The sequence below is a fragment of the Microcystis sp. genome (genome assembly GCF_048564745.1).
Lineage (GTDB): Bacteria > Cyanobacteriota > Cyanobacteriia > Cyanobacteriales > Microcystaceae > Microcystis > Microcystis ichthyoblabe_A.
Map to the genome: position 1 here is coordinate 25,774 of NZ_JBLZRT010000078.1, position 13,914 is coordinate 39,687.

Genomic DNA, 13,914 nt, shown 5'->3' on the forward strand with positions numbered 1-13,914 from the left:
TAAAATGTAAATAGTGTCTTCCCGTAGCTCCATGATCATCCAAAAAATCATCGACGAACTCCACGAAATCCCCGAAGATCACCTGACTCAGATTTACGAGATAGTTAGATCCTTTCGCCTTGAATTAGAACGGGAACGATCGCACAACCCAGACGACACCCCAGACGAGGAAATCGTCGCCAACCTTAAACAAGGAATGCAAGAAGCCCTAGGGGGAAATACCATCCCCCTAGATCGAATGTGGGAAGGCATTGATGTCGATTAACGAAAACCCCATCGAAATTAGACTCACCCCCCGCTTTCAAAAAGATCTCAAAATCCTCGCCAAACGCTATCGATCCATCCGCCAAGACTTACAACCCCTACTTCAGACCCTTCAGACAGGACAAACCCCCGGCGATCGCATTCAAGGATTCAATTTCCCCGTTTTCAAAGTTCGCCTCAAAAACAGTGATATTCAAAAGGGGAAAAGCGGCGGTTATCGAGTTATCTACTACCTGCAAACCCAGACCACCATCGTCCTCATCACCCTCTACTCCAAAACCGATCAAACCGACATAACCGATCAAGCGATCGCGGAAGCCATCAGCCAACTTGATTTCTAGCCCATGAACGAAGCCGAAACCAGAGCCGAACTGATTGACCCTGCCCTCAAAGCCGCCGGATGGGGAGTCATTCCCGACAGTAAAATTCGTCGCGAGGTAATTGCCCCCGGTCGTCTGATGGGTTACGGCCAGCGCAGTTCATCGAAAACCTGCGATTATGTCTTGGTCTATCGCGGTCACAAACTCGCCACCTTGGAAGCCAAAAAACCCGACGCGCACCCCACCGAGGGACTTGGGCAGGCTAAGGACTACGCCGAGCGCCTGCAAACCCCCTTCGCCCTCTGTACCAACGGCCTCCGCATTTATCAAGTGGATACCCGCGCCGGAAAAGAAGGCTATATCGATCGCTACCCCACCCCGGAAGAACTCTGGGCGGCCACCTACCCCGATCCGAACCACTGGCGCGACCGTTTCGCCACCGTCCCCCCCGATAATAAAAGCGGGATGCGCGAGGCCCGCTACTACCAACACAACGCCATCCAGGCCGTTCTAGAAGCGATCGCATCTGGTCAAAAACGGATGCTCCTGACCATGGCCACCGGCACCGGCAAAACAACGATCGCCCTTCAAATCGCATGGAAACTCTTTCATAGTAGTTGGAACCTGAGCGGTGAACCGACCCACCGGCCCTGTATTCTCTTCCTCACGGATCGCAATATTCTGGCTAATCAAGCCTTAACCGAGTTTACCGCCTTCCCCGAAGATGCCCTCGTTAGGATCGAACCGAAGGACATCCAGAAAACAAAGAAAGTCCCTAAAAACGGCAGTGTCTTTTTTTCGATCTTTCAAACCTTTATGACCCAAAACGGCGAGGAACTAGCCCCTAACTTCCTCGAATACGCTCCCGACTTTTTCGACTTGGTGATCGTGGATGAATGTCATCGGGGCGGGGCCAACGACGAAAGCACTTGGCGAAAAATCCTCGAATACTTTGCCCCTGCTGTACAACTGGGATTAACCGCCACCCCGAAACGGGATCTCAACGGCGACACCTACAAATATTTCGGCGAACCCCTCTACACCTATTCCCTGAAAGAAGGCATTAACGAGGGCTACCTAACCCCCTTTAAGGTGGTTGAATTCACCACCAGTCTCGACGAGTACCAATATGATCCCGACGATGAACTGATCGAGGGCGATATCGACGAAAACAAGGTTTATACTGAATCCGACTTTAACCGGATTATCGAGATCGAGGAACGGGAACGCCAACGGGTAAAAATTTTTATGGAGGCGATCGACCAAAACGAGAAAACCCTAGTTTTCTGCGCCAATCAAGACCACGCCCTAGCCATTCGCGATCTGATCAATCAAATGGCCATCAGCAGCGATCCCAACTACTGCGCTCGCGTTACCGCCAACGATGGCAGCTTGGGAGAAACCCACTTAAAAAAGTTTCAAGATAACGAGAAAAGGCTCCCCACCATCCTCACCACCTCTCGCAAACTCTCCACCGGGGTGGATGCTAGAAACCTGAGAAATATCGTTCTACTGCGTCCGGTCAAATCGATGATCGAGTTCAAACAGATTATCGGCCGGGGGACGCGCCTTTTCGATAATAAGGACTATTTTACTATCTACGATTTTGTTAAAGCCCACGAAAACTTTAACGATCCCGAATGGGACGGGGAACCGCAGGAACCCGTCGTCATCGATCCGAGGCCGCGCCCCGAACCACCTGACGCGATCGAATATCCTCTCGACGAGCCAGATCCTCTGCCGATACGTCAGAAAATTAAAATCAAACTGGCCGACGGCAAGGAACGAGAACTAGAACACACCCAGAAAACAAGCTTCTGGAATGCCGACGGAAAACCGATCTCGGCCGAGGAGTTTATCCAGCAGCTTTTCGGGGATATTCCCGCTCTTTTTCAAGATGAAGCGGAATTGCGCCATCTCTGGAGCCGACCCGACACCCGCAAATCCCTGCTAACTGGACTCGCGGAAAAAGGCTACGGCGAGGAACAGCTACAGGCGATCGCCTGGATCACCAACACGGAAAACAGTGATATTTACGACGTGCTGACCTATATCGCCTACGCAGCCAGACCCTTGACGCGAGAAGAGCGGGTAATCAAGCACAAAGATTTAATTTTCTCGAAATACACGGGAAAACAACGGGAGTTTCTGGACTTTATTCTTGATCAGTATATTCGCTCTGGCGTTGGCGAGCTTGACCGGGAGAAATTGCCAAAACTGATCGAGATTAAATATCACACCATTAACGAGGCGATCTCCCAATTGGGAGAAATTCAAGAAATTAGCGGGGTATTTATGAGTTTTCAGGCTTATCTTTACTTAGAAGACGCGGCCTAATCCCCCATAGGGGATACAGCACGGGTTAGGGTCTTTTGTCAACGGGGAAGTCCAGTAAAGAGCGAGTGAAATCTAAAATTTTTTGTTGTTTTTCCCTGGGTAATTTATCAATCAAAGCTGTTAGCTGTTAAGTAAGTAGTTATAATTAAATTGAAGATAGATTTTGCCTCTGATCCCCCCTGCCCCCCTTGATAAGGGGGGTGCCGATAGGCGGGGGGATCCCCCCTGCCCCCCTTAATAAGGGGGGTGTCTGACAACTTTTAACACCTAACTAATTAAAGATAACCACGTTTTGCTCTTAGCTTTCCAGATGACAATAAATTGCTGCATTGGCAGAGGACAAAGGGCTATAGTTTCCCCTCGATCATTACTAAATTCAATTTCGTAACAACCATCATTGTAGTCTTCAACGATTGTCCCTTGTTCTCCCATTATTAAGTTATATTCAGGCAAGTCAACTAATAATTCAACAAGGTCAAATAATTCTGGTTTAATCATGGTCTTTTTCTCACATATAAAGTTATACTAAATCCGTTGAGTATAGGCTACATATCAGGACAGGTAAAAGGCAAAAGGGGCAATAGATAATCAATCTTTAATAACCAGATTTAGTATCATGTATATAGAAAAAGTTCCTAAACGTAATTTCGCCGTTAAATTTATTAAGATTTGTAACCAGTAAGGGGGCAGCGGATACAGCTTATGGTTTTGTTAACGGGGAAGTATAAATAGGGCGGCTGGGGCGATAATTAGTTTAGTATTAGTGAAAATTTGGAATGGTCATGATTATGATGAAATTATTAGGATGTGTAGTCATTTTTGCAAGTTTAGTCAATGTTACACCAGGAATGGCAAATTATTTCCCCCGACAAATTGCCCAAGCGTCTAGAACTTCTTCGATTCAAGGTTATTGTTTTTCAGTCGCTAATGATGATCTGGATGCTACCGCGAGGATTTATATTCAGGGAAATCAAGTCAGCGGTCGGGTAGAAGCTACAATTCATAATGAACAAGAATCCTATTATACTTCCTATACTCAAACCTTACGAGGAACAAGAAAGGGGACTCAGTTAAACTTAAATATCACGACAAAAATTGAGTTAGACACCCAAAAAACTCAAGAAATCTGGACATTAACCGCAGATTCTTTGAATACGGGACGAGAAGTTTATCAAAAACAACCTTGTTTAGTGTCTCAAATCCGGTTTGCACCAGGAACTAATAGCGCCACCGTTAATCAATCGGTTGTGCGAGGGAGTCGAAATATTTATCTCTTAAGAGCAAATCGAGGACAGAGAATGGATCTGAAAATTACATCATTAGAAAATAATGCCGTATTTGATGTGATTGCACCGAATGGGGAAATATTGAAAACAGAAGCTACCCAATCTAGTCTAAAATTACCTGCTACTGGAAATTATGAAATAATTGTAGGGGGAACTCGCGGCAATGCCACCTATAAATTAAATGTTAAAATTCAATAAATAGTAGCAATGTCCACCCGAAGATACTTTCATTGGTGGAACTTTAGCCAAAAAATTGTCAACCACAACGGTAGCAGCATCAATCTTGAATCAGTAAACAGTTATCAGTTATTCAGTTATCAGTTTACTGTTTACCGATCACTGAAAAAGCTTGCCAACCCCGATGAATAACCCCCCCGACAGTCCATTCAATTACACAGAGGCTTTTATTGCCCTAGGCACGAGTAATTTCGATCGCTCGGTGCAGTTTTATCGTCAACTGTTGCAGCAGGAACCAAGCCCCTACCTTGCCGCCGTTTATGCGGAATTTAGGCTGATTAACCTTAAATTAGGTCTTTTTTGCCCTAAAGAGTCCCACAGAGAGGAATTTGGCGATTCTAGGGGCAGTGGCATGAGCATTTGTTTCGAGGTGGAGAGTCTCGAAAAAGCGATCGAGCATTGGAGCGAAATCGGCTATGGTGCTAGGGGGGAAATTAGCCAAGCTTCCCACGGCAGGGAAATCTACATCTATGATCCGGATGGTAATCGTTTAATTTTCCATCAATCCACCGCTAAAACCAATCCTTTCAGATAGGAACCTTCCGAATGATAGATACTGGTGGGATGGTCCGCCGGTTGGCTTAAACGTGCTAAAATTCGCACTGGGCGAGCCGATTCAATAGCGGCAGCCATGACAGCCCCCTGAAAATGTTCTTCATTAACCACTTGGGAACAGGAAAAGGTGAAAATAATACCTTGGGGGCGAATTTTCTGGAAAGCTTGCTGATTTAATCTTTTATAAGCCATAACCGCCTGATGACGGGATTGGATACTTTTGGCAAAAGCGGGGGGATCGAGGACAATCAGATCGTAATCCTCCTGACAGTCGCGCAGAAAGTTAAAAACATCGGCGCTGTAGGATTGATGGGGAACTTCGCTGAGATTATTCAGGGCGATATTTTTTTCGGTAAGATCGATCGCACCGTGGGAACTATCAACGGAATCGACTAGGGCAGCCCCGGCTTGCATAGCATAGACGGAAAAGCCGCCAGAATAAGAAAAAGTGTTTAAAACCCGTTTATTATGGGAATATTGAGATAATAAAGCTCTGTTTTCTCTTTGATCGAGGAAAAATCCCGTTTTTTGTCCTTTTTCCCAATCAATAATAAAGCGATGGCCGGATTCTAACACCTCATCGCTGGTTTTTTGACCAAATAAGTATTTATTCTCGGAAATATGGGCGCTTTTCGCCAAAACTGCGGCACTTTTATCGTAAACTGCCCGTAAATTGTCAGCGTAGATAGTTTTCAGACAATCGACAATCAGATCGAGACGTTGGTATAAAGCTAGGGAATAAGCTTGAATAACCGCCGTGCCATTGTACCAATCGACGATTAAACTGGGTAAACCGTCTCCTTCAGCGTTAATTAAACGATAACAGTTAGTTTTCGGGTTATCCACTAAACCGATTTGTTGCCGCAGCTGATAGGCATTCTGGAATTTTTCGAGAAATAATTGAGCAATATCGCTGACTTTTTGGAAAGAAAGAATTTTAACGGCAATATTGCTAGGATTATACAGTCCAGTGGCTAGATATTCGCCTCGATCGCTATAAACCTCAACGATAGCACCCTCTTTGACTTCCCCCTCCATCTCTTTAATCGCCCCGGAAAATATCCAAGGATGGAATCGTTTAACAGCATCAATTTTATGGTTTCTCAGGATAATTTTCGCTAAATCTGGCATGGATGAAGAATCAGGGTTGATAGCTGACGGCTACTAGATAATTCTATTATCCCCTGCTGGCAGCACAAAACCATGGTTTGTTATCCCTCGATCGAGTGGCATCAAAGCAAGTCCCCACAATCGAGGGATAATCAGAGGGAATTCTCGCCTATAATAAGTTAGATTTTAGCGATAGTCCCTCGACAAATGCCAAGAAAAAGTGATGCTGCCAGTGGTTTAAGTTTATGGTTCCAACGTTTGGGGGCTGCCAGTTTATTAGCGGGACAAACTTTTTTACATATTCTTAATGGCAAAATCCACCGGCGTAATACTCTGGAACAAATGAGTATTGTGGGACCAGAATCCTTGACAATTGCCCTAATTACTGCTGCTTTTGTGGGTATGGTTTTCACTATTCAGGTAGCCAGAGAATTTATTTTTTTTGGGGCGGGTAGTTTTGTTGGGGGAGTCCTTTCCTTGGCTTTAACCAGGGAATTAGCCCCGGTTTTAACCGCAGTGGTGGTGGCGGGAAGAGTTGGCTCGGCTTTTGCAGCCGAAATTGGTACAATGCGAGTCACAGAACAAATTGACGCTTTATATATTTTAAAAACCGATCCGATCGATTATTTGGTCATTCCCCGGGTGATTGCCTGTAGTTTAATGTTACCCCTACTCACTATTATCTCTTTAGTCACAGGGCTACTCGGTGGTTTATTGATTTCTGATAGTCTTTACGGTATTTCCTATTCCCTATTCTTACAATCAGCCCAAAATTTTCTGGAAACATGGGATTTAATTAGTTCTATGTTAAAGTCCCTAATTTTTGGGGTTTTAATTGCCATTATCGGCTGCAGTTGGGGTTTAACCACCACCGGCGGTGCTAAAGGAGTTGGTCAATCTACTACCACGGCTGTGGTAACTTCTTTATTAGCGATTTTTGTGGCTAATTTTTTCCTCTCTTGGCTGATGTTTCAAGGTACAGGCAATGCGGATATCGGCTAAGACAGTTATCAGTAAACAGTAATCAGTAAACAGCTTCTAAAGGCAAGAGGCAACAGGCAACAGGCAACAGTAAAGGGATTGGGGGAGATTAGGATTTGTTCAAGGGATTGAGAGTAAGACAAGTTTTAATTAATTCCTCCACTCCCAGGACTGGATAAATAGGAACTCCTAACTGATTAATAACAGTTTCTAGGGTGAGATCATCTAAAAATACCGCTTCCCCATGCTTGAGCATGAGGGAGGGTAATAAAACCCCATCCTCAAGATTTTTACCTTGTAATCCTTTGAGAATATCTTGCCCGGTTAATAAACCCGTAACCGTGATTTCCTGCCCCCAATAATCACTATTTAAAGCCACTAATTCCACGGTTAAACCCTGCACCTTATTTAACTGTTTAACTAGGGGTTGAAAAGCTTGTTCTACCGCATTGCCCACTACCCATACCAACCGTCTAGAGGGACTAATTTGAGCAGGTAATAACTTCTTAGCTGTCTTCTGGAAATCCCTAATAAATTGACGAATCGAGCCAACTCCGTTACCGATTTGGGGATAATCTTCGTAGTGAGATTGAGGGGGTAAATCGACTCGGGCAATTAAAAACCATTCATCGGCTAACCATACCACATTACTGCCAAATTCTTGACGAAATTTTTTCTGTAAAGTTTGGACTTGTTCAATCACTTCTCGCGCTTTTTCTTGACTAACGGGAATTAATTCATCTTCTTGGGGACGAAAGCGGGTTAATCCCACGGGAACTACGGCAATCGACTCCACACAGGGAATATCTCCCCGATGAAAAGAAACCAGATCTAACAGAGTTCTTTCGAGATGAATTCCATCATTGATATTGGGACAAACTACCACTTGTGCATGAATTTGTAATTGTCTCGCTTGTAGCCATTTTAAATGGTCTAAAATTTGACCAGCGCGGTGATTTTTTAAGAGACGAATTCTCAGATCGGGTTCCGTGGCGTGAACGGACACAAAAAGCGGTGATATCCGCATCTTTTCGATCCGCTGCCATTCTTTTGAGGTGAGATTAGTTAAGGTTAAATAACTGCCATAGAGAAAACTTAAGCGATAGTCATCATCTTTATAGTATAAAGTTTCTCTTTTGCCCTCTGGTTGTTGATCGATAAAGCAAAAAGGACATTTATTATTGCACTGAATTAAGCCATCAAAAAGGGCAGTTTCAAACTCTAAACCTAAGTCTTCATGATAATCTTTTTCGATTTTTACTTGGTGAGTTTTGCCATGACTATCAAGCACTTCTAGGGTTAAAAATTCATCGGCACATAAAAATTGATAATCGATTAAGTCCCGGGGACGATTACCATTAATAGAGACGAGCGAATCCCCGATTTCAAAACCTACCTCGGCGGCGATCGAATCTGGGATGACACCAGTAATTTTAGCTGGACGAATAGTTAATTCACTCATATTTTTAGGTTGCCATCCAATTATTTAACTGCATTTCCCAGAGAGTCTTTGGCTGCGTTTTAATATTTGTCAAGTTAATTCTACAGCATTTTAGGGCGATCGCTGTTAGGGATTGGGGAAAAAACCAAAAAGTTTAGCAGCCCCTCCTAAAATGGCTACAACCAGAGCGATGAGAATCCCCCGATTGGTAAATTCCTGATAGGCAACTCTTGCAGTTAACCCTTTAATTTCTGTGGTTAGTCGCTCATCCAAGGCTTTAATCTCCCCTTTGAGTTCGACTTGTCCTATTTCCACTTTTGTCAACCGTTCTTCTATCTTATCAAATCTCTCATCTACCTGATCAAATCTCTCATCGATCCGTTTTTCCAGAGAGTCGATTTTCCCCTCAATCCTTGTCAAAACAGCTTCTAGGGAATAAGTGACGGTTTCGTTAGCCATTTTCTGTCTCCTTTAGCTCTTCTGGATTCACCATCGTGATCTCAATATCAGTATCGCTGATTTTTGCCTCCCAGTTTCAATCTCTAATAGGGGTTAAGATTAATGGGAACGCTGTAGGGTTCTGGGACTGCGGAGAGGCAAAAGGAAGAATAAATAATCAATTTTTAATAACTGGATTTAGTATAATGGCAAAAAACCCATCTTTGTTCAAGATGGGGTAAGGCAAAAATCAAATCAATCTAAACAGTAACAGGTTCTCGATCGAGGGGTTTAACGCGCTCGAGCAGTGCTTGCAATTGTTCCCCTTCAATCACCTCTTTACTGAGGATTTCTTGGGCAATTTCTTCGAGTAAATCGCGATTTTGAGCCAGGATATCCAAGGCCTGCTGATGACCATTTTCGACAATCTCTTTCACTTCATTATCGATCGCTTTGGCCGTATCATCGCTCACCAAACGCCGGGGATTCATCATGCCATCTCCCAGAAAACTATTCTGTTGACCTTTTTCGTAGGCTAGAGGACCCAAGGTCTTACTCATACCATAGGTCGTCACCATGCGTTCGGCCAAGTCCGTCGCCCGCTGCAGGTCATTAGCAGCCCCAGTAGTAATACTACCGAAGATAATTTCTTCGGCAGCCCGACCGCCTAAAAGAGTAGCAATTTGGTCGCGTAATTCCGTATCATCCATCAGGAAACGGTCTTCCGTGGGCATTTGCAGGGTATAACCGAGGGCTGCCATGCCGCGAGGCACGATCGAAATCTTAGCAACTTTACCCCCTCCCGGCATAACTGCACCGACGAGAGCGTGACCAACTTCGTGATAAGCGACGATTTTCTTCTCTTTTTCCGAGAGAACCCGGCTTTTCTTCTCTAAACCCGCCACTACCCGCTCGATTGCCTCATTAAAGTCCTCTTGGGCGACGGTGCTGCGTTGATTGCGGGCTGCCAATAAAGCGGCCTCATTGACTAGATTAGCTAAGTCAGCACCGGCAAAACCGGGGGTACGGGTAGCAATCTGTTTTAAATCCACACCCGATCCTAATTTTACCTTACCTGCGTAGATTTCGAGGATTTTTAAGCGACCGGCCAGATCGGGACGATCAACTAACACTTGGCGATCAAAACGGCCGGGGCGTAAAAGGGCGGGATCAAGAGTTTCGGGGCGATTAGTGGCGGCCAGCACGATCACCGTCGCATCACCGGCGTTAAAACCGTCCATTTCCGTCAATAATTGGTTTAAAGTCTGTTCCCGTTCATCGTTACCCCCCATAAAATTACCGTTAGCGCGAGATTTACCAATCGCGTCTAATTCATCGATAAAAATAATACAGGGGGCTTTTTTCTTGGCCTGTTCAAACAGATCTCGCACTCGGGCTGCCCCTGCACCGACAAAGAGTTCCACGAATTCCGAACCCGAGATACTAAAGAAAGAAACTCCCGCTTCTCCCGCTACTGCTTTCGCCAGCAGGGTTTTTCCTGTCCCCGGCGGACCGACTAGGAGGACACCCTTGGGAATCCGCGCCCCGATTTGAATGTAACGTTGGGGATATTTGAGAAATTCGACGATTTCGGCCAATTCAGTTTTCGCTTCTTCCACACCGGCCACATCTTTAAAAGTGGTTTTGGTGGTGTCTCCTTCCACATAGACTTTAGCGCGACTTTTGGTAATCGATAAAGCCCCGGCCGGACCACCGCCACCGCTGCGAGCGAGGAAAAATTGCCAAATACCGACAAAAATCAGGGGAGGAATCACCCAACTAAGGACACTACCAATCCAGCCATTTTTTGGCGGTGGTGCGGCGGCGAATTCTACGCCCTTGGCTTCTAGACGTTTGGGCAATTCTAGGTCAAAAATCGGTGTAGTGCTGAAAATTCGTCCGTAGTTGCCCTCTTGGTCGTTTTTAAGCTGATAACGAATCTCATTCTGTCCCACGGATACCCTAGCGACGTTGCCATCTTCCACTTGGTCGATAAAAAGACTATAGGGAACTTTGGGGACGCTAGGGCCAAATAATTGCGGAAAAAGGAGGTTAACAATCAGAAATAAGCCGCCCACGGCTAATAAAACATTACCGATCAGGCGGGATTGTGAAGGAGGTTTGCTTTTTATACTCATTGCTGGGCTTGATTCATTAAAATTAGTCTCTATACTTCCCCCATTGTAGGCTGTTGACTGCTCAAGTTCAGATTGAATCAGGCGGGGGGATTACCGTCGTCTTCGGGCGGTTTTTGCTCTAGTAAAGCCTCTAGACGAGTTTGGGCAAGCTCAAAATCCGGCGCAATCCCTAAAGCTTTTTGGTAACAGGCGATCGCTGCTTGGGTTTCGCCCAAATTTTCTAGGGTACTGCCGCGATTGTACCAAGCTTGATAAAAATTATCGTCCGCTTCTAGCACCTGTTGCCAACAGTCTAAAGCCTCTTGCCAACGTTGCAGTCCGTATAGGGCGCTGCCTCTAGCGTTAATGATTTGGTGATCGTTGGGGGTGATTTCTAGGGCGCGATCATAACTATTTAACGCCTCTTCGTAGTTACCAATCATGGCTAAGGCACTACCACGATTATGCCAGGCCGAGGCTAATTGGGGATCGATCGTCAAGGCCTGTTCCCAATCAGCGATCGCATTTGACCAATTGCCTAAATTTGCCTGTTCTAAGCCCTGATTAAACCAATCTTCGGCAGTTTCAGGGTTTTTACCTTCCTGGGAGGAAAATTGAGCGATCAGACTATCAATAATGCTTTCTGCGTCCTTATTTTCGATGCCCAATTGTTCGGCCATTTGCCCGGCTAGGGTAGGATCGTTTTGCAGACGGTCAAATAATTGATCGAGGGTGAGGGTTTCTAATTGGGGATTTTCCGAGTCATTACCGTTAAAATCGCTAGTTTCACCGGAATATAAGAAATTTTCTGGGGTTTGCGGCTGGGAATAACTGCCCGGGGCCTCATCGTCGCCGGCGTATTCCCAGATTAAAGTGGCAGTTTCTTTGGTGTAGAGTTGATAACCGATCTCGTAGGAAGCTTCACCAATACGTTCAATCCCAGGGAAAGCGCGGGCTAATTCTCCTAAACGGATCATTCTGCTGGCGAGAAGTTGGTTAAGGGAAGCGGAGGATTGCAGACGGCTCCCAAAGCGCTCTAACCATTCTACCCAATCTTTTTGCCGACCTCGATCGCCCAATTTCTCAAAAAATCTCAGAATTCTGCCTTCGTGCCAACCGTGGGCCACGCCATCGAGTAACTGCATATAGAGAAACTCGTAATCTGTATCGGTTAGGGGAACAGATTCGATCGCTTGTACTTTCCCCTTTCCTCCTTGTCCCCCCAAAAGTCGGGTAAAAAAGTTTTCTATCGCACGCCAAAGTTTTCTTAAAAGTCCCTGCATTCTAATCTCGACACTGGTTTTATTAATCTTGCAAGCATCACCCAATTAGTCTAGCAGTTATCAGTTATCGGGGATTGACTCTCCCCCGCTAACCGCTCGCGCGGTGTAGCGGGGGATTCTCAGTTCTTAGGCTTTTAACTAGATCGACCGAGTTTAACCCAGTCGATCCCCGTCAAATCGCCTCCGCGAGCGTTTTCTAACACGGTCAGTCCGACCGCGTTTTTTCCTCGGTTCTCAATTACCTTCGCTGATGCCGTATCTCTCGGTTCAATGTGGCCGCAAGAATCACACCGGTGAACTCTTTCCGATAACGCTTTTTTACCAGTAATTGCGCCACAATTCGGACACTCTTGCGAGGTTCCGTTTTTATCAACCTTAAGATAATATTTTCCCCGTTTCCAAGCGACAAACGGTAATATCTCGTTAATAAAACTACCGATACCTGAATCCAGAGATTGTTTTCTAACGATCCCTCTAGACCAGGAAACGAAGTTAATATCTTCAACAAAGATATTATCAGCGAGATCGCAAAGGTAATGAGCTAACTTAAAATGCCAATCTCTACGAGTATTAGACACTTTTTCGTGTAATCTCGCTATCTTATCTTGGAGTTTCAACCAATTGTTCGAGCCTTTGACTTGATGTTTCAAGCGTCTTTGTAGCAATTTAAGCTTACTCTGTACTTTCAACAAAAATCGAGGGGCTTTGATTAAATCTCCCCGTGAAGTAGCGACAAAACTCTCAATTCCCGCGTCAATTCCTAAACAGGTCTTCCCTACTGTCATCTCGGGAACTAATTCCGTAGATTGGAAAGAAACCAAAACGTAAAATCCCGACGCTTTTTGGATAATTCGAGCTTGTTTAGGCTCAAACCCAGACGGGTACTCCCTAGATTTCCTAATCCGAATTTTTCCCAATTGTGGAAAATTTAAGTATTCGTCACCTAGAAAATTTTTCGAGAGCGCGGGGAAAACAAAACTTCGCATCTTTTTCTTAAATCTAGGAAAGCCGAAGCCTTTCGATTTTATATGGTCAAACGCTTTATCTACAGTTTTTAAAACTTGCTGTAAGACTTGAGCGTTAACCGTCTTTAATATCGGGTAAACTTTTTTAGCTTCCGTTAGATTTTTAGCTTGAACGAAGTAATTTGGATAGGGTTGATCCGCAGGAATTATGTACTCAGAAACTAGCGAACAGCGATCCGCAAGACACTTTCGAGAGTTTAACCAATCTTTCCGTTCCGAGAGCGCGTAATTATAAACGCTCTTACAAACATCAAGAATGTGGACAATCTCTCGTTCCTGTTTCTTGTTTACCTTTAGTTTGTACTGGTAGGTAAGCGTTATCACTGTCGTTAGTTTCGTGATGTGATGTATAGTTAAATTGTAACACTTACTGCCTAGTATATCAACTAATTACAATCATGGACCAAACTAATCGCTAACCTTAAAACAGTTAGTAGTCGCTTAATTAGACAAGAATTTCCGGATTTGGCGGCAAAGTATTTCGACAACAAACCCTATTTTTGGGCGGGAGCTTATTTCG

The 13,914-nt window shown here is 44.9% G+C and carries 12 protein-coding genes and 2 pseudogenes; 7 read left to right on the forward strand and 7 right to left on the reverse strand.

The window, feature by feature from the left end; genetic code table 11:
• The first annotated feature begins 31 nt into the window (after positions 1-31).
• The 3 genes from ACOCD9_RS10195 to hsdR are packed head-to-tail and all read left to right on the forward strand — an operon-like array spanning position 32 to position 2,921.
• Positions 32-265, forward strand: a complete 234-nt coding sequence (locus ACOCD9_RS10195) for a hypothetical protein (protein ID WP_045359782.1) — start codon at positions 32-34, stop codon at positions 263-265.
• Positions 255-605 carry a type II toxin-antitoxin system RelE family toxin gene (locus tag ACOCD9_RS10200; protein WP_419547315.1) on the forward strand — a complete coding sequence of 117 codons (351 nt, stop codon included), beginning with the start codon at positions 255-257 and terminating at the stop codon, positions 603-605. Before ACOCD9_RS10195 ends, ACOCD9_RS10200 begins: the two co-directional genes overlap by 11 nt.
• Before the next feature lie 3 nt (positions 606-608).
• Positions 609-2,921: an EcoAI/FtnUII family type I restriction enzme subunit R gene (hsdR, locus tag ACOCD9_RS10205; RefSeq protein WP_419547316.1), complete on the forward strand. Its 2,313-nt coding sequence runs from the start codon at positions 609-611 to the stop codon at positions 2,919-2,921.
• Between the two features lie 276 nt (positions 2,922-3,197).
• Here the strand turns inward: hsdR and ACOCD9_RS10210 are convergent.
• Positions 3,198-3,419: pseudogene (locus ACOCD9_RS10210) on the reverse strand (DUF4926 domain-containing protein); the annotation flags it as partial.
• A gap of 278 nt (positions 3,420-3,697) precedes the next feature.
• Here ACOCD9_RS10210 and ACOCD9_RS10215 point away from each other — a divergent pair.
• Complete coding sequence (locus tag ACOCD9_RS10215) at positions 3,698-4,405, forward strand: hypothetical protein (protein ID WP_287701631.1); 708 nt, start codon at positions 3,698-3,700, stop codon at positions 4,403-4,405.
• 163 nt (positions 4,406-4,568) lie between these two features.
• The gene (locus ACOCD9_RS10220) at positions 4,569-4,979 is read left to right on the forward strand and encodes a VOC family protein (RefSeq protein ID WP_104396131.1); all 411 of its coding nucleotides are present in this window, start codon (positions 4,569-4,571) and stop codon (positions 4,977-4,979) included.
• On the opposite strand, the gene ACOCD9_RS10225 is transcribed toward ACOCD9_RS10220, so the two are convergent.
• On the reverse strand, positions 4,946-6,130 hold the full coding sequence (locus ACOCD9_RS10225) for a class I SAM-dependent rRNA methyltransferase (protein ID WP_190380720.1): 1,185 nt from the start codon (positions 6,128-6,130) through the stop codon (positions 4,946-4,948). The genes ACOCD9_RS10220 and ACOCD9_RS10225 overlap by 34 nt on opposite strands.
• Before the next feature lie 186 nt (positions 6,131-6,316).
• Here ACOCD9_RS10225 and ACOCD9_RS10230 point away from each other — a divergent pair, with 186 nt between their 5' ends.
• Complete coding sequence (locus ACOCD9_RS10230; RefSeq protein WP_419547319.1) at positions 6,317-7,111, forward strand: MlaE family lipid ABC transporter permease subunit; 795 nt, start codon at positions 6,317-6,319, stop codon at positions 7,109-7,111.
• 88 nt (positions 7,112-7,199) lie between these two features.
• Here ACOCD9_RS10230 and ACOCD9_RS10235 read toward each other — a convergent pair whose 3' ends face one another.
• From ACOCD9_RS10235 to ACOCD9_RS10255, 5 genes are all read right to left on the reverse strand, one after another.
• The gene (locus tag ACOCD9_RS10235; protein ID WP_419547321.1) at positions 7,200-8,552 is read right to left on the reverse strand and encodes a TIGR03279 family radical SAM protein; all 1,353 of its coding nucleotides are present in this window, start codon (positions 8,550-8,552) and stop codon (positions 7,200-7,202) included.
• 105 nt (positions 8,553-8,657) lie between these two features.
• Positions 8,658-8,990, reverse strand: coding sequence for a DUF4164 family protein (locus ACOCD9_RS10240; protein ID WP_002751577.1), 333 nt, complete (start codon positions 8,988-8,990; stop codon positions 8,658-8,660).
• A 239-nt stretch (positions 8,991-9,229) separates the two neighbouring features.
• Positions 9,230-11,107: an ATP-dependent zinc metalloprotease FtsH4 gene (ftsH4, locus tag ACOCD9_RS10245; protein WP_287701640.1), complete on the reverse strand. Its 1,878-nt coding sequence runs from the start codon at positions 11,105-11,107 to the stop codon at positions 9,230-9,232.
• 77 nt (positions 11,108-11,184) lie between these two features.
• On the reverse strand, positions 11,185-12,369 hold the full coding sequence (locus ACOCD9_RS10250; RefSeq protein WP_419547323.1) for a tetratricopeptide repeat protein: 1,185 nt from the start codon (positions 12,367-12,369) through the stop codon (positions 11,185-11,187).
• 134 nt (positions 12,370-12,503) lie between these two features.
• Entirely contained in the window at positions 12,504-13,718 is a 1,215-nt protein-coding gene (locus ACOCD9_RS10255) for an RNA-guided endonuclease InsQ/TnpB family protein (RefSeq protein WP_419547325.1), read from the reverse strand.
• 78 nt (positions 13,719-13,796) lie between these two features.
• Here ACOCD9_RS10255 and ACOCD9_RS10260 point away from each other — a divergent pair.
• Positions 13,797-13,914: pseudogene (locus ACOCD9_RS10260) on the forward strand (transposase); the annotation flags it as partial.

What these genes read in the sequence shown, in the direction of transcription:
- ACOCD9_RS10215 (WP_287701631.1), top strand. Translation starts at nt 3,698, where the DNA reads ATGGTCATGATTATGATGAAATTATTAGGATGTGTAGTCATTTTTGCA.
- hsdR (WP_419547316.1), top strand. Translation starts at nt 609, where the DNA reads ATGAACGAAGCCGAAACCAGAGCCGAACTGATTGACCCTGCCCTCAAA.
- ACOCD9_RS10250 (WP_419547323.1), bottom strand. Translation starts at nt 12,369, where the DNA reads ATGCAGGGACTTTTAAGAAAACTTTGGCGTGCGATAGAAAACTTTTTT.
- ACOCD9_RS10225 (WP_190380720.1), bottom strand. Translation starts at nt 6,130, where the DNA reads ATGCCAGATTTAGCGAAAATTATCCTGAGAAACCATAAAATTGATGCT.
- ACOCD9_RS10220 (WP_104396131.1), top strand. Translation starts at nt 4,569, where the DNA reads ATGAATAACCCCCCCGACAGTCCATTCAATTACACAGAGGCTTTTATT.
- ACOCD9_RS10230 (WP_419547319.1), top strand. Translation starts at nt 6,317, where the DNA reads ATGCCAAGAAAAAGTGATGCTGCCAGTGGTTTAAGTTTATGGTTCCAA.
- ACOCD9_RS10195 (WP_045359782.1), top strand. Translation starts at nt 32, where the DNA reads ATGATCATCCAAAAAATCATCGACGAACTCCACGAAATCCCCGAAGAT.
- ACOCD9_RS10235 (WP_419547321.1), bottom strand. Translation starts at nt 8,552, where the DNA reads ATGAGTGAATTAACTATTCGTCCAGCTAAAATTACTGGTGTCATCCCA.
- ftsH4 (WP_287701640.1), bottom strand. Translation starts at nt 11,107, where the DNA reads ATGAGTATAAAAAGCAAACCTCCTTCACAATCCCGCCTGATCGGTAAT.
- ACOCD9_RS10200 (WP_419547315.1), top strand. Translation starts at nt 255, where the DNA reads ATGTCGATTAACGAAAACCCCATCGAAATTAGACTCACCCCCCGCTTT.
- ACOCD9_RS10240 (WP_002751577.1), bottom strand. Translation starts at nt 8,990, where the DNA reads ATGGCTAACGAAACCGTCACTTATTCCCTAGAAGCTGTTTTGACAAGG.